Source organism: Psychromonas sp. KJ10-2 (genome assembly GCF_047323255.1).
Taxonomy (GTDB): Bacteria; Pseudomonadota; Gammaproteobacteria; order Enterobacterales; family Psychromonadaceae; genus Psychromonas.
The window spans coordinates 501899-515924 of record NZ_CP178827.1 but is presented as its reverse complement, the minus strand read 5'-3'; the positions used below and the strand labels follow the sequence as shown (position 1 = coordinate 515924).

The following is a 14026-nucleotide window of genomic DNA, read 5'->3' as shown; positions in this document are numbered from 1 at the left end:
GACCAGTAATGAGGTTTTTATGAATATGAAATCAATATTAGTGATAGATGATGATGAAATGACTCGGTTGTTAATCAATCAAGTACTTTCATCTGATAACTACCATGTTATTGAAGCTAAAGATGGTGCTGAAGGGATATTTTTATTTAATAAACATAAGCCAGACTTAGTATTACTCGATGTTGAGCTTCCAAAATTAAATGGATTTGAAGTTTGCCAAATAATTAGAGCATCTGAAAAATCAGAAAGGGTGCCTATTATTATGATCACCGGAATGGATGATACAAAATCTATAGAGCATGCTTATAGTTTAGGTGCCACTGATTTTATGATAAAACCTATTAACTGGTCTCTCTTTACTCATAATTTACGTTATATCTTACGTAATAATTATTATTACAACTCATTGAAAAAAAGTGAAAGTCGATTAGAACATGCACAAAAAATTGCGCGTTTAGGCTATTGGGAATTAGAGCAGGATAATGGACACTTATTATTATCTAAACAACTTGCAAATATGTTTGGCTTAACTTCTTTTAAATTTGAAAATGGTAAATCATTTTTTCTTAATCTTATTTATAAACCTGATCGCTTTTATGCTAAAAATATTTTATTGCAAGCCTTTGAAGATGGTGAAGCTTTTAACTTAGATACTCGAGTTCAGTTAGCAAACAATGATTTATTACACTTAAAATTACAAGGGCAGTTATTAAAAAATACTAATGAATCAGACTCCATTATTTCAGGTGTGATGCAGGATATAAGTGAGCTTAAGGAATCACAAAAAAAACTGGTTCATGTCGCGCATCATGATTCACTTACTAATCTTCCTAATCGAGTTCTATTTACACAAAGACTAGAGCGTTCAATACAAAGAGCTGACCGTAATGGTAATAAAATTGCTCTTTTGTTTATTGATTTAAATCGATTTAAACAAGTTAATGATTCACTTGGACATGAAGCCGGTGATTTATTACTAAAGGAAGTAGCGAGTCGTTTTAGTTCCGTGATAAAAAAACAGATTTAGTAGCAAGATTTGGTGGGGATGAGTTTGCTTTCTTATTAGATTCAATTGATAACTTAGATTTAATTTCAAAATTTATTAAACATTTTCAAGCTTTATTTAATGACGCTTTTTATATAGATGATGAAATTATCTATATAGGTTCAAGTGTTGGCATTAGTATTTATCCAGATAATGGTAAAGATAGCAGTGAACTTTTACGAAATGCAGATACCGCTATGTATCAAGCTAAAAAATCTGAACAAGATAATGTATATTTTTATTCTAGCGAGTTAACTGAAAAAACAATTAAAAGGTGGTCAACGGAGAATAATCTTAGAGAGTCTCTAGAAAATAATGATTTTATTCTTTTATATCAACCTAAAGTATGTTCTCAAACTCAAGTTATAGTTGGGGTTGAAGCTTTAATTCGATGGCCACGGGAAAACAAAGTTCCGATATACCCATCAGAATTTATTCCAATTGCAGAAGATACAGGTTTAATTGTTCCCTTAGGTAAATGGGTTATTGAACAAGCAATTGAACAGTTAAACTTATGGAAAAATACAGCTTGCGATCATTTATCAATTTCAGTGAATGTTTCTAGTCGCCAGTTATACAATGAAGGATTTACAGAGTTTGTAATAGGGGCCTTAAAAAATTCTAATATACCCGCTTTTAAATTAGAATTGGAAATAACGGAAGAGCATTTAGCACCAACCAATCAAGAAGCTAAAATAAAAGAAACCTTAAAAAACCTAACAGATATAGGAATAAAAATTTCGATTGATGATTTTGGGACAGGTTATTCATCATTATCACAATTAAAAATATTACCTATCTCTATTTTAAAAATAGATAAATCATTTGTAGATAATATACCGGGTAATAGCAAAAACGTTGCAATAATAAAATCTATTATTAGTTTAGCCAAGAACCTTAATCTAAAAGTAGTTGCAGAGGGTGTTGAAACTATAGAGCAACTTATTTGCTTACGTGAATATAATTGTGAAATGATTCAAGGCTATTATTTTTCTAAACCAATAACTCATCTTGAAATTGAACAATTAGTTCTTAAAAAATCGTGGAGTGTTGCTTGAGTAATAATGTAGCCTTATAAGGCAGTTATCGTGCTTACAGTGCTGTCAAATAGGCTCTAAGCTTTACACTTTAAGGATAATAGGCTTATTTGTTTTTAGATTTTAATACACAGCGTATAAATATACTGCATTTTTTATATATCTATATTTAAAATCAATAGGTTACTGGTAATGAAATTATAATGAATGACGTGAATATTAAGGGGCTAAGTGCTTAAGTTCCACTTTATGACTATTAATTTGGCTAATTAGAGAGAGTTTTTCTCGGATATCATTAATTATTAAGACTCAATCTTAACCTTTATGCTTAGTTATTAAGCCAATTATGCATTGAACTTAACTTTTATATTAGTTTTTAAGTTAGCTCATTATAATTTTGATCGTTACTGATGAATGGTTTCATTACTTTATTGATAATAGTGAATACTAGGATTTAACTTGTCAGGTTTAAATCTGTCTATGGTTACATTTTCAATATTTGCACATCTATATAAAAAAACCAAAACCGCATATAGGATAACAGTATGTTATACATTTTATGTTAAATAGAATTATGGTAAATTTGACGTTAATTTTTCAATATATGAATACAGCTAAACGATGACCATTGAATAATACACGGTATTTAACATAATATACATTATGCGCAGTTGTGTTTATTGTATTAGGTGAGTCATATCTAACACTATTCATTTATATTACTTAGTTTTACTATCACTATTGGTTAGTATTCTTGAATCACAATTTATTATCTGTTCTTTAATTTTCTCTTCGTTTCTTTTAACTATCATAACTCTCAGCTCTCTTAACTTTTAGTTTCCATTCAACTTTATCTACTATCTATTACTACATAATATTTTGAGTTTAGTTACTATAATTCATCGTTAATTACTTTCTAATTTAAATCACTTCATTAAGTACCTGTTCATCACGCTCTTGGTTGTTTGCCAGAACCTTTCATATATACCTATGAAATACTGTAACTAATTGTTTTATAATAAAAACTAAAGCTGATTTATATTAGTTGTAACTATACAAGTCTCATCAATAATTAATTTTTCTAGTTAATTTAACGTTTTCAAATTATTTTTAACTGTTAATAACCTTAATTTGAACGCTATTTAGGCGCTCTGTGTTAAAATCTGAGAGTTTTTTAAGGTATTTCCTTTAACTATGAAATCTCAGGCGTCTGTTGAAATCATGTTTTTGACTGATTTAATTTAAATAATCTATGTAACTTGGTATTACATATTCCTTAAGCTCACAATGACCAATTATCCCTATAACAATTTTCAGCAAACTTTTACCTTTCAACTTTTACCTTTCAACTTTTACCTTTCAACTTTAATTATATTTCTATTTTAATTAACCTCAATCAATTAATGCTCGATCACTTATATCTCTATCCAATATAGATGTTAACCTTATCAAGGTTACTAATAACAATTACATCAGTGAATTTATCTATGTCAGGCTTACATTTATTATCAGGAAAATTAGCTTTAGAATTTAAAACTATCGAGATGATGGTTAAGATTTATTGTAAACATCATCACCATAGCTCAATTAAAATAAACGATGTTTGTAATAGAGTGTGCTGACTTTATTCGTTATACCAATGAAAAATTAGAATCGTTGTCCTTATGGAGAGATTAAGCCAACCTGTAATAAATGTCCTATACATTGCTATAAAACGAAAAGACGTTCACAAGCTAAAAAGGTAATGTTATTTTCTGGCCCAAGGATGATTTTCTCTCATCCATTATTGGCAATACGACATCTATTATCAGAACGAAATCCAGTTCCAAGTTCTGTTCCTAAAGAACAATCAAACAGGCATATAAGAATAAAGCGTATTAAGAATTAGAATATTTTTGTTTATAAATAATCGCTTTCACTTACTAATTATTTAAATTAATCACATATTTATCAGTAACATAAATAATTAGTTTTATTATGAAGTATATTGTAAGTGTTTCTTATTAGGCCTAATTTTATAACCATTCACAAGCACCCTATTTATATATCTTCTACTTAATTCACTGATTTATAAACTATTTGAAAAAATATATATTGTCGAATACTGCTATAAAAGCATTCAGTTTACCTTGATTTCGGTGTTGAATGCCCTTTTATTTAACTATCTACACATTTAATATAAAAATATTAGTGTTTTTATTGCCTATAAAACAATCATTTTATCTTATTTACCAGTTATATTTTTTGGGTTAAATAGAGCAATTTTACGTTTATCTTGTGTTTAAATTTCATATCTCTAGCTTAAATAAAGACCTACTTCTAATTATGGCGACTTTAAATATTCTATCTTTGTATTAGAAAAATCAACGCTGTTAACTGTTTTTTACTGCACAGAAAAGATATTTAAATGACATTTTAAACTCGATATTATTTTAATTTCTAATTACTTTCTGAGCCTGTAAAGTGCTTTACTTACTCGATTAAATATCAATTTTAATTGTTTTTCTCAAAGCTAATACATTCTATTTATAACGTTATACTTGTAGTTATTGTTTCATCAATGAATTGGGGGGAGATAAATAACCAGTGTTTTATTATTAACTAATAAAGCGCAAGGTATTGTTATTAAATAAATTTATAATTTTCTATTATATATTTCCATTTAAAAACGCTTTTATTTCTTTATTTAACTGTTTATGAAAATCGACTCTATTGAAACCAACTTGATCTGTAGAAGGCAAAAAATGAGGGCTAGACATTGATTTTGGAAATGGACTTAAAAATGAAAAATGCCCTGCATTATTCACCACTTTTGAAATGACTTTTTGTTTATCTATGATTCTATTTATGACTAAATCAGCTGTTCTTTTGTGCCAGCCGTTCTCTAATGGAAAATCATGCTCAGCAGTTAACATTAAAATAGGTAAATTGACATTATTTAATGTCCCTTCTGGTGTAAACCATTCTGTTGCCGGAGCTAATAACACTAAGGCATCGATACGTTTATCATGCTGTACTATTATTTTCTCATGACTCTCTGTCCATGGTTGACCGCCTGCAGCAGCTAGTACGGTATAACCTCCCATAGAATGACCAATAAGAGCGACTTTATCTGTAACATTCGCTGCAAATACTGAGTCAGCATATACACTATTTAACGCTAAACTAATATGTTTAGGCCTCATTTGTAAATTTTCTAACGCGCCCTCCAACGTATTATTATGAGTATTATTTCCATAATGTTCTGGCATTGCAACGATATAACCATTCTCTGCTAGGTACTCTGCGATTGTTAGGTACCCCAAATGGGTTCCGCCCGTTCCATGCGATATGATCACTACTGGTAATGTTTCCTTAATAATCTTCGCATCAAGCGTAGATTCTACTGTATAAGGGCCAATTATCACTGGTTTTGCTGGCTCATAGCTTGGGTACATGACCAATAATGGAGATGAAATACTCCTCTCTTTATCTACTATCTTTAAATGACGGTGGCCCACATAATGTTTCAATTTATTATCCTTATATTATAGATAAGCTTTATATTAACTTCTCAATTCAGCTTCTTAACAGATCAAGCAATGGCCAATTTATTAATGAGAAAAACAGTTATTAAATCACTTATTTAGCCGTTATAAATGTTTTGCAGTGTAATGATACACTCATTTACCTGTTCATGATTTATCATTAAATCTGGTATTATTCGTCTTTTACTTGGAGATTGCTTGTTAGTGAATCACTCGAAAATACTATCAATACAGTTAAATAGTTTTGTGCGTCGTGTTGATAATAAACAACAAGTTTTAGCGTTAGTTAGCCAACACCAATGTACTCTAAAACGTATTCGTCGTTCTCAAAACTGGTTATTAAGTGGTAGTGAATCACAGTTAACTTCGTTAATACCTTTGTTAACTGAACTTCAACTATCTTGGGTTAACCAGGCGATTGTAAAAGGTCTCCCTAAGCCTAAAGTCGATTTTCAGCAGTTGATTACTTCTCATCCTGAGATGACATTAAATAAATTAATTGCACAAACAGGCTGTTCGCTGGCCGAGGCTCGAATCGCTTTTGATCTTGCAGAAGATTTTAGTGATTAGTATCAGCACCCTATTTTCGGAATGTGCGGCCATTGAGTAGTGTATTGAGGTGTTAATAATTCTCTGCGCATTGCCCAACTTTCTTGTATTCCCTGCGCTGCAAAAAATACGCTGTTAGTACCATAACGCTGGTTAATTCCATCTAATACATTCATTAATGATGGATTAGGTTGATCAGCATTAAACAGATCAAATTGTTGATGTTTTGCGTTGCTTAAATTTAACAATCCAACACCCACTTTATAATATCGAACACTGGCATTAAATAGCTGCTCCATGCATTCACTCAGGGCATTAAGCAATTGTGAAGTATCATTTGTTGCGTGGCAAAAATGAATAATTACTTTATAACTTGCTGGCATCGGGTCAAAGGGGCTGCTAGATGCAAAGGCTAATAATGTACCGCATAGGGACCCCTGTTGCCTGGCTTTTGCTGCTGCAATGGCGATATGTTTTGCTAGAGCTTGATGTAAATGTTCAATATTGGTAATGCGTTCTCCGACACTACGCGTTGAAAAAATTTGTAATTTATCGGCTCTCACTCCATCCCATAACTTGCATGAGATTCCATTTAATTCATTAATTGTTCGCTGTAGTTCAACATTAAATAAGCTTTTAGGTAAATATTTTAAGTTAGTTTCCCTGAGTTTCTGTACGTTGTTAATACCTTGTTCAGCAAGTTTCTTATTGGTTTTACTGCCTATTCCCCAGACATCAATAGGGGATAATTGATCAAAGACTTGTTGTATAAAGCTAGGGTCATCAAGTACACATACACCTTTAAATCCAGGCCATTTTTTAGCAACGTGATTGGCAACTTTTGCTAGGGTAAGGGTTTTTCCTATACCAACGCAAACGGGTAATCGAGTTTCTTTCCAAACAGCTCGGCGAATTTTTTGTGCATGATCTGCTAAATGAGGGATTGGTTGACTGCAATCATTAAAATCTAAAAAAGCTTCATCAATGGAATAGATATGTTGCTCAGGTGCAAAGCGCCCTATTACTTGCATCATTTTATGTGAGAGGTCAGCATATAGTTCATAGTTTGATGAGCAAACAATAATGCCCGTTCGTTCACACAAGCCACGTGCTTTAAAATAGGGTTGAAACTTTTTAATCCCTAATGCTGCCGCCGCTTTATTGGCCGCAACGATACAACCATCATTATTAGATAGCACAATAATAGGTTTACCACGCCACTCAGGGCGAAACACTTGTTCTGCACTACAATAAAATGAATTGGCATCGACTAAGGCAAACATTATAGTGTTGCCGCTAACAATTGACTGGCTCGATGACAGCGAATGGAGCGAATGACCACCCCTTCTATGGTGAACTGATCATCTTCATTTATTGCAATAGCCTTATATCTAGGATTGGCAGATAATAGTTGGCGGCCGCCAATATCAATGAGTTTACAGATGAACTCTCCGTTATAATTTGCCACGATTACATCATTATTTTTGGCTGTCAAGTGCCTATCTACAATCAGGATATCACCACTGTATATACCAACACCCTGCATAGAATGACCATCAGCTTTGCCAATAAAAGTTGCGCTTGGATGCTCTATTAATAAAGCATCCAGGCTTAATGGGAGCTGTAAGTAATCACTTGCAGGACTTTCGAATCCGGTAATACCGGCACTTGCTGTAATAGGGATAAATTTCATAGCTACTTATAATTTAACTGTATAAAAAAACAGTTAAATTATAGGGGACTTTATTAGAAGTACAAGAGGAAAAGTTTTAAAGTGCTTTATTACACGCATTCCACTCACGTTATACAATGATATTTAGGCTTAATTATTCGCTAACAATGACCGATTAAAATCAGTCACTAACCTTGCTCCAGATTATAGTCGACGCCTGGTTAAACTAGATGCAGATCAAAACCTAACACAAAATTTAGATGCTCACCCTATCACTGCTACTTTTGAACTTAATGATGCTTCCGATTCGCCAAAAACAGAAGTAGTGAAAGAAAAGTACATTGTAGGAACAGGTGGTGCCAGAAGCTCTGTTCGTCGTAACCTATCAATTGAATTAAAGGGTGATTCTGCGAATAAAGCCTGAGGTGTAATGTATCTATTATTAGTGACAGACTTTCCAGATATTCGTGTTAAAAGCTTTATTCAATCAAAAGAGTGTGGTGCGGTAATGACCATTCCGCATGAAGGTGGATATTTAGTTAGCTTTTATATTGAGCTTGGGTTATTAAGTAAAGATCAACGTGCAGGATACCAAACCTTACCGCTGAAGATGTGATCGCAAAAGCCCAACAAATTAAGCATGACTCTATTGCTGCATCAAAAGCGAAATTAGGTGAAAAAACATTAGGTTGGTTTGTTCTTGGTGTTAATTACCATTAAATAATAGATGTGGGTTAAAAAGTTGGAGTATGGTTTAATACCAATCATAGTAAGTAACTGATCTATTTTACTTGTTAAAACAACTTATTTTTTCGTTGTAAGTTTCGTATAGGGAACAACCATTTACATCAACTTACGCCTCAAACTAAGCTATTTTTCCGGCGTAAAATTTAGATCAGTTATTTAATACAATTGGTATAAGTTATGCTGTCGAGGCTGTTTGGTTATTAGTCTATTAAAATAAGCAATAAAAGTGATAGCAACGTACAGATCTTTGCTATCACTTTTAAAGCTCCTCTTATAGCCTAAAGTTGATATGTGTTTAATCCCAATCCCATTCATAATAAGCATCAACTGCTTGAGATAATCCGCTTGAAGCTTCAATGTAGAATTGTTTGAATAACTCATAACGAATGGCAAAAATAGTAAAGGAGTCGAACACCCCTACGCCATAACTGACTTCAACACCTGGTGCGATAGTACCTTTTAATCCCACCGATTGTTCGCTACCTTGGCCACTAGAATCTAGTGACAGATCTTTAATACCAACACTTTCACCAATATTATTCATAACGCCGTCAGTCTGCCCTGCGCCTAAGTCAATTAATATCGCTGCTAGCTGACTGGTACTATCGTCACCTGAAGCACTTTCAATAGAGTAGCCTCGAGTAATATACGATAGTGCGTTTTGTTGCGACATCGATGGATCTGAGAAAATCGTTAATTCAATTTCATCAGGTGTGCCAGTTACACGTACACCTGCAGTCACGTTATCTTCAATATCTGAAGGATCGCGAATAGCTTCGATATTTAAATAAGGTGAATCTGCTAAACCTTGAAAAACAACACGGCTATTTTGTAATACTAGCTCCTGTGAGAAGGCGCGGTAACTCCCTTCTGAAAAGGTTAATTCACCATTCACAGTTAGTTCTTTGGTAAGCTCTTTTCGCACTAACAAATTACCTTTGATCAGAGAATCTAACCCAAGTGCTTGAATACGTAAACGGTCACCCATGGAAACTTTTACGTTTAGTTTCATTGGCAAATCAGCACTGTCAGTGGTTTCTTCTGCATCCACGACAATCACATCACTAGAGGTACTTACAGCACCTTCTGGTAACGCTTTTACGGTTATCTTACCTTTATCAATATTGATTTCGCCATCAACACTGATACTTTGGTCATAAATAAGATCAATATTTGGGCTAACATAGAGCTCTATTTGTGAATAATCTTGGATCAACATTTGATCGGCTTCTAAATGTACATCAGCTTTAAAGTCATCAGCCCAATTTAATAAACCAGATATATCAACACGGCCGTTTGATTGCTCTTTTTTATCATCTTTCTTAATGTTGGCAATACGTTGCGGAATACTGATAGTATTTTTAATCGCGGAATCCTTTATCGCCACTAAAGTATCGACAAAACTACTGGATTTTTCTCTGGTGTTTTTTGATTATTGGTAAAGAAAAAACCAGCGATATCAGCCTTATTATTATCAATGTTAATTTGCGCATTTAAGTCCGAGACTTGTACCGGTGATGTTGGCGCTTTCATTACTGTTTCTGCGATTAATACTTGGCCTTTTAAAATAGGCTTATCCAATGTACCGCTGATATCAATGTCTGATTCTAAATGTCCTGATAACGCTTCCACTTGAGGAACAAGCACAGTAAAAGCATCAAAATTAGGTACTTGAAGGTTCAATTTTGCATTAATGCTAGGAGAGCTATCATAAGGACTTACCCGGCCAGAGAGGTTCACATTGATCAAACCATCTGAAATAGCTTGTACAGAAAAGTCAGCATTTTGTTGATCCGCTTTTACTTCAATATGTAATTGCTCTACTGGGTAATTAATGGATTGTTGCTGTGAATTTGTATCCTTAATGTTCAGTGCAACTTGGTCTCCATCAAGATAGATATTGATGTTAGGTTTCCGGTTATTTACCCAAGAAATATCCACATCCGCATCCAACGCTCCATCTATCGTTAATGTATCTGGCATAAATGGCGTAAGACTGCTCATTAAAAATTGGTTAATACTGATATCAATATCACCATCTTCACCTGCACTTAATTTACTAACACAGAGTTGACCGTTGTTTGCATTACTTTGATCACTAGCAACCCAACAGTGTTCACTAACATTAACGGTCTGCCCATCCATTGTCACCGTGAAAGGTGATTCCAAGGTTAACTTACCCTGCTCACTGTCTATCAAGGCTTGTTGTAATTGCGCTTGCCAATCATTAACCTGTTGAGTAAAGGCCAAGGTTAAATCACTATTTGCCATGCTACTATTTAAATCAAGCTTAATATCATGTGTCACTTCTTTCTTGGTAATGGAATCAGGGGTGACAGATACATTAAGGGATTGGACTTTTTGACCGCTAGCCAGGATATCCTTCGCACTAACTGTTAGATTAGCATAAGGCAGTTCAGTAAGTGTTGCATCACCCTTGATAATCAGTTTTCCTACACTATCTTTTAGGTAACCCGTGTTTTCAGCCGTGAGATCTGTGTTAACCTTAATCTTATCCAAACTGCCTGCTAGGTTAACTTGCCCTTGGATTTTACCTGCGGTTTCAACCACTATTTTACTTAAATCTTGGATATCTATAGTCAGAGCTAAGTCATTAATTTCTGCTACTTTACCATTTGCTGAAACGCGATTATCACCATTAATAATATTCAAGTTATTAACATTTATGCCCTTAGCTGCAGAGCCATTTGCAGTCCCGTCTATGGTTAACGGACGCGCTAAAAACTCACCCGCTAAGTCAATTTTTGGAAGGTCAAATGCCCACTGATTAGGGTCTTCAAGGGACACTGTGACAGATTGTTGTATATGACCATTTAACGTTGCTGGGTACTCGGCACTTAACGCTTCAAAATCAAGATGCTTAACATTAAGGTCACCTAGCCAAGTCAGTTGCTCTTTCCAATTAAGTTGTCCGGCTAACAGCACTTCACCTTGTAAGGTTTCAACTAATAATTGAGATAATGTTAAGCCGCTTAGATCACCTTGCCCCTTTAAGGAAAGTTCACCTTTGGGGAAGTCTGGTAATGCATAGTCTGCTGCAATATCAATTTGATAGTCGCTTAAAGTGCCTTCACTGGTTATATGTCCTTGATTAGTAATTATTTGTGGGTCACCAGTTAATGGCCAAGATAATTGTGACCATTGCACTTGCAATTGATGTGGTAAATTAGGGCTATATAGATCAATTTGATTATCAATAGTGGCGCTAATTAACTGGGTTAAACTAATATGTGATGATAAATCACCTAAATCACCCTTTGCGGTTAAATCAATTTTTGGCCCTTTAATAAAGTACTCGGATCCAGCTGCGCTACCTCTTTCACCTCAATGGAGGCTTGTAAGTCCATTGGATAACGCTTACTGATATCAATATTACCCTTAAGATCTAGATTGGCTTCTGGTACATCTAATGCAAACTTGTGTATTGAAATTGCAGAACCAATATAATCAAATTGACTTTGCAAGCTGTTAATTTTTGCTACATTTTGTTGGTTTTGAATCAGAGTAAATCGATTAACATCTAGTTTCTTAACCAATAAATTAACGGGTAAAACAACTTCGGGTAGATCTCCCTCTTTTAAAATAGCAGGGATGCTATCAGGAATAACCAATGGTTTATTAATACTGCTATTAGCCGTCGGCGACTCTTCTTCGGTATCAGCCAAAGTAACCGTTAAACCGTCAATACTGGTACTAAGAGTCACATCACTATTTTTGCCATCAACAGCTAATAGTAATTGAGATAATTCTATCTTGAGCCCTGCAACATTAACTAGGGTGTTGTTAATATCTAAGCCTCGAATGTGTACAGGAATGGGAAACTCCACTTCCACTGGCTCTGATGTTTCTTCTTCAACTGCGGGGTCAGTGGATTCTGGTATATTAACCGTCGCACTGCCTACTTTTAGAGAATCGATACAAAACTCTTCAACGATACATTGCCAATCGAAGCGATAACTTACATCCTTTAATTCAATCAGCGTATCATCATCTTGCCAACGAATTAATTCATAGGTTGGAGAGTACAATAAACTACCTTCAGTAAGATTGATTTGTAATCGTGATTCAAATTTTTCCACTATATTAATCACTAGACTATTGCCAGAATGTGTATTTAACAGCCAAATAATTAAAATGACCAACACAAAAGTGATAAAAAACAGATATTTGAGAATTTTAAAAGAGGCAGGAAGAATGCTCATAATTCAGGACCAATCATAAAGTGAATTTTGAAGGAATCGTCAGTATCGGTTAACGGTGCTGCAACATATAAACGAATTGGGCCAACTGGAGACGCCCAGACAACACCTCCACCGACACTTTTTGAAAGCGCTTCTGAGAAATCATCGGTAGCCGTACCGACATCAGAAAAGACCGCAAATTTCCAACTCTCTGCGATCGGGAAACGATACTCTAAACTGGCCGTGGCTAAATAAGAACCACCAATTAAATAACCATCTGAATCTTCTGGCGCAATATCTTCATAACCATAACCACGGATACTTTGATCACCACCAGTGAAAAAACGCATAGAAGAAGGTACATCATAAATTGACTCAGAAAAAATCGCCCCTACCTCAGCGGATGCGACAAACTGATGACCAGAATAGGTTCGAATGAATTTAGTTTGACCATACACTTTTACTACATCATCGGTAGACAATAGGCTATCTTCAGCAAACTCGAAAAACACCTGCTTTTTATCACCCCAATCAACATTGATTCCACCACGACTTCTGGTTTTACTAAAACTGATACCAGGTAATATTAAGGCGGTTGAAAAGTCTTGTTGCCCCTGTGTACCTGACTCATTATCGTAACGTAAATATATAGTACGTAACCAGTCATTATCTAAACGCCAATGTCGATTAAAGCTGACCACATACTGCTTTGTGTCAGTATCATTCTGGTCAAGCATTTTGTAACCATTTTGAATCGAGTAATAGTTATAAAGCGGATCATCTATGGGTATTTTATAAACAATGGAGGCTTCTTGTTTTGGATCTGACGCTGTTAAGCTTGCTTCAATAGAGTGGCCATATTGATTGATCCAAGGTCGTGTCCAGCCGAATGTCCCTCTCACACCTTCATCGGTACTGAAACCCAAGCCAGCAGTAAATGAGTCTTCAGGATTCATATAAGTAATAACATGAAGTGGGATACTTCTACCTTGCTTCTTTTCCATATTTGGTAGAATGGAAATACTTTTAAAGTAACCCGTTTGATTTAACTCTTGGTTGTAGCTGTTAAGAATATTAGTATCAAAGGGGTCTCCAACATTGAAGTTAATTAGGGAGCGTATATATTTTTCTGCGGGGGTATCTATGTCAAAAAATAACTCACCAAATTGATAACGTATGCCGCTATCAAACCATAAATGTACGATAGCAGTGTTATTTTTTTGCGTAACTTCTACTGAGGATTTACT

At 34.4% G+C, this 14026-nt stretch carries 10 protein-coding genes and 2 pseudogenes; 5 read left to right on the top strand and 7 right to left on the bottom strand.

Features of this window, described 5'->3' with window-relative positions; genetic code table 11:
* Positions 1-19: 19 nt before the first annotated feature.
* The 3 genes and pseudogenes from ACLKL2_RS02505 to ACLKL2_RS02495 all read left to right on the top strand — a co-directional run.
* Positions 20-1221: pseudogene (locus ACLKL2_RS02505) on the top strand (diguanylate cyclase domain-containing protein); the annotation flags it as partial.
* A 21-nt stretch (positions 1222-1242) separates the two neighbouring features.
* Positions 1243-2103, top strand: a complete 861-nt coding sequence (locus ACLKL2_RS02500; protein WP_413694233.1) for a putative bifunctional diguanylate cyclase/phosphodiesterase — start codon at positions 1243-1245, stop codon at positions 2101-2103.
* 1466 nt (positions 2104-3569) lie between these two features.
* A pseudogene (locus tag ACLKL2_RS02495) lies at positions 3570-3970 on the top strand (nitrous oxide-stimulated promoter family protein).
* Positions 3971-4730: 760 nt separating this feature from the next.
* Here ACLKL2_RS02495 and ACLKL2_RS02490 read toward each other — a convergent pair.
* Positions 4731-5594 (bottom strand): alpha/beta hydrolase family protein, encoded by an 864-nt coding sequence (locus ACLKL2_RS02490; protein ID WP_413693249.1) that lies wholly within the window; start codon positions 5592-5594, stop codon positions 4731-4733.
* 219 nt (positions 5595-5813) lie between these two features.
* On the opposite strand from ACLKL2_RS02490, the gene ACLKL2_RS02485 reads away from it, so the two are divergent.
* The gene (locus ACLKL2_RS02485) at positions 5814-6179 is read left to right on the top strand and encodes a ribosome recycling factor family protein (RefSeq protein ID WP_220149670.1); all 366 of its coding nucleotides are present in this window, start codon (positions 5814-5816) and stop codon (positions 6177-6179) included.
* A gap of 2 nt (positions 6180-6181) precedes the next feature.
* Here the strand turns inward: ACLKL2_RS02485 and ACLKL2_RS02480 are convergent, their stop codons facing one another.
* On the bottom strand, positions 6182-7441 hold the full coding sequence (locus ACLKL2_RS02480; protein ID WP_113818892.1) for a Y-family DNA polymerase: 1260 nt from the start codon (positions 7439-7441) through the stop codon (positions 6182-6184).
* Complete coding sequence (locus ACLKL2_RS02475) at positions 7441-7851, bottom strand: LexA family protein (RefSeq protein ID WP_113818891.1); 411 nt, start codon at positions 7849-7851, stop codon at positions 7441-7443. Before ACLKL2_RS02475 ends, ACLKL2_RS02480 begins: the two co-directional genes overlap by 1 nt.
* A gap of 409 nt (positions 7852-8260) precedes the next feature.
* Between ACLKL2_RS02475 and ACLKL2_RS02470 the strand changes: the two genes are divergently transcribed.
* Complete coding sequence (locus tag ACLKL2_RS02470) at positions 8261-8446, top strand: hypothetical protein (RefSeq protein WP_413693248.1); 186 nt, start codon at positions 8261-8263, stop codon at positions 8444-8446.
* 426 nt (positions 8447-8872) lie between these two features.
* Here the strand turns inward: ACLKL2_RS02470 and ACLKL2_RS02465 are convergent, their stop codons facing one another.
* The 4 genes from ACLKL2_RS02465 to ACLKL2_RS02450 form a co-directional block, all read right to left on the bottom strand.
* A complete protein-coding gene (locus ACLKL2_RS02465) occupies positions 8873-9964 on the bottom strand; it encodes a translocation/assembly module TamB domain-containing protein (protein WP_413693247.1) in 1092 nt (363 codons plus the stop codon).
* A complete protein-coding gene (locus ACLKL2_RS02460) occupies positions 9964-11745 on the bottom strand; it encodes a translocation/assembly module TamB domain-containing protein (RefSeq protein ID WP_413693246.1) in 1782 nt (593 codons plus the stop codon). The genes ACLKL2_RS02465 and ACLKL2_RS02460 overlap by 1 nt, the downstream gene beginning before the upstream one ends.
* A gap of 116 nt (positions 11746-11861) precedes the next feature.
* Positions 11862-12677 (bottom strand): hypothetical protein, encoded by an 816-nt coding sequence (locus ACLKL2_RS02455; RefSeq protein ID WP_413693245.1) that lies wholly within the window; start codon positions 12675-12677, stop codon positions 11862-11864.
* Positions 12678-12796: 119 nt separating this feature from the next.
* Positions 12797-13783, bottom strand: coding sequence for an autotransporter assembly complex protein TamA (locus tag ACLKL2_RS02450; RefSeq protein WP_413693244.1), 987 nt, complete (start codon positions 13781-13783; stop codon positions 12797-12799).
* Between the last annotated feature and the right edge of the window lie 243 nt (positions 13784-14026).

What these genes read in the sequence shown, in the direction of transcription:
- ACLKL2_RS02475 (WP_113818891.1), bottom strand. Translation starts at nt 7,851, where the DNA reads ATGAAATTTATCCCTATTACAGCAAGTGCCGGTATTACCGGATTCGAA.
- ACLKL2_RS02480 (WP_113818892.1), bottom strand. Translation starts at nt 7,441, where the DNA reads ATGTTTGCCTTAGTCGATGCCAATTCATTTTATTGTAGTGCAGAACAA.
- ACLKL2_RS02500 (WP_413694233.1), top strand. Translation starts at nt 1,243, where the DNA reads ATGTATCAAGCTAAAAAATCTGAACAAGATAATGTATATTTTTATTCT.
- ACLKL2_RS02450 (WP_413693244.1), bottom strand. Translation starts at nt 13,783, where the DNA reads ATGGAAAAGAAGCAAGGTAGAAGTATCCCACTTCATGTTATTACTTAT.
- ACLKL2_RS02470 (WP_413693248.1), top strand. Translation starts at nt 8,261, where the DNA reads ATGTATCTATTATTAGTGACAGACTTTCCAGATATTCGTGTTAAAAGC.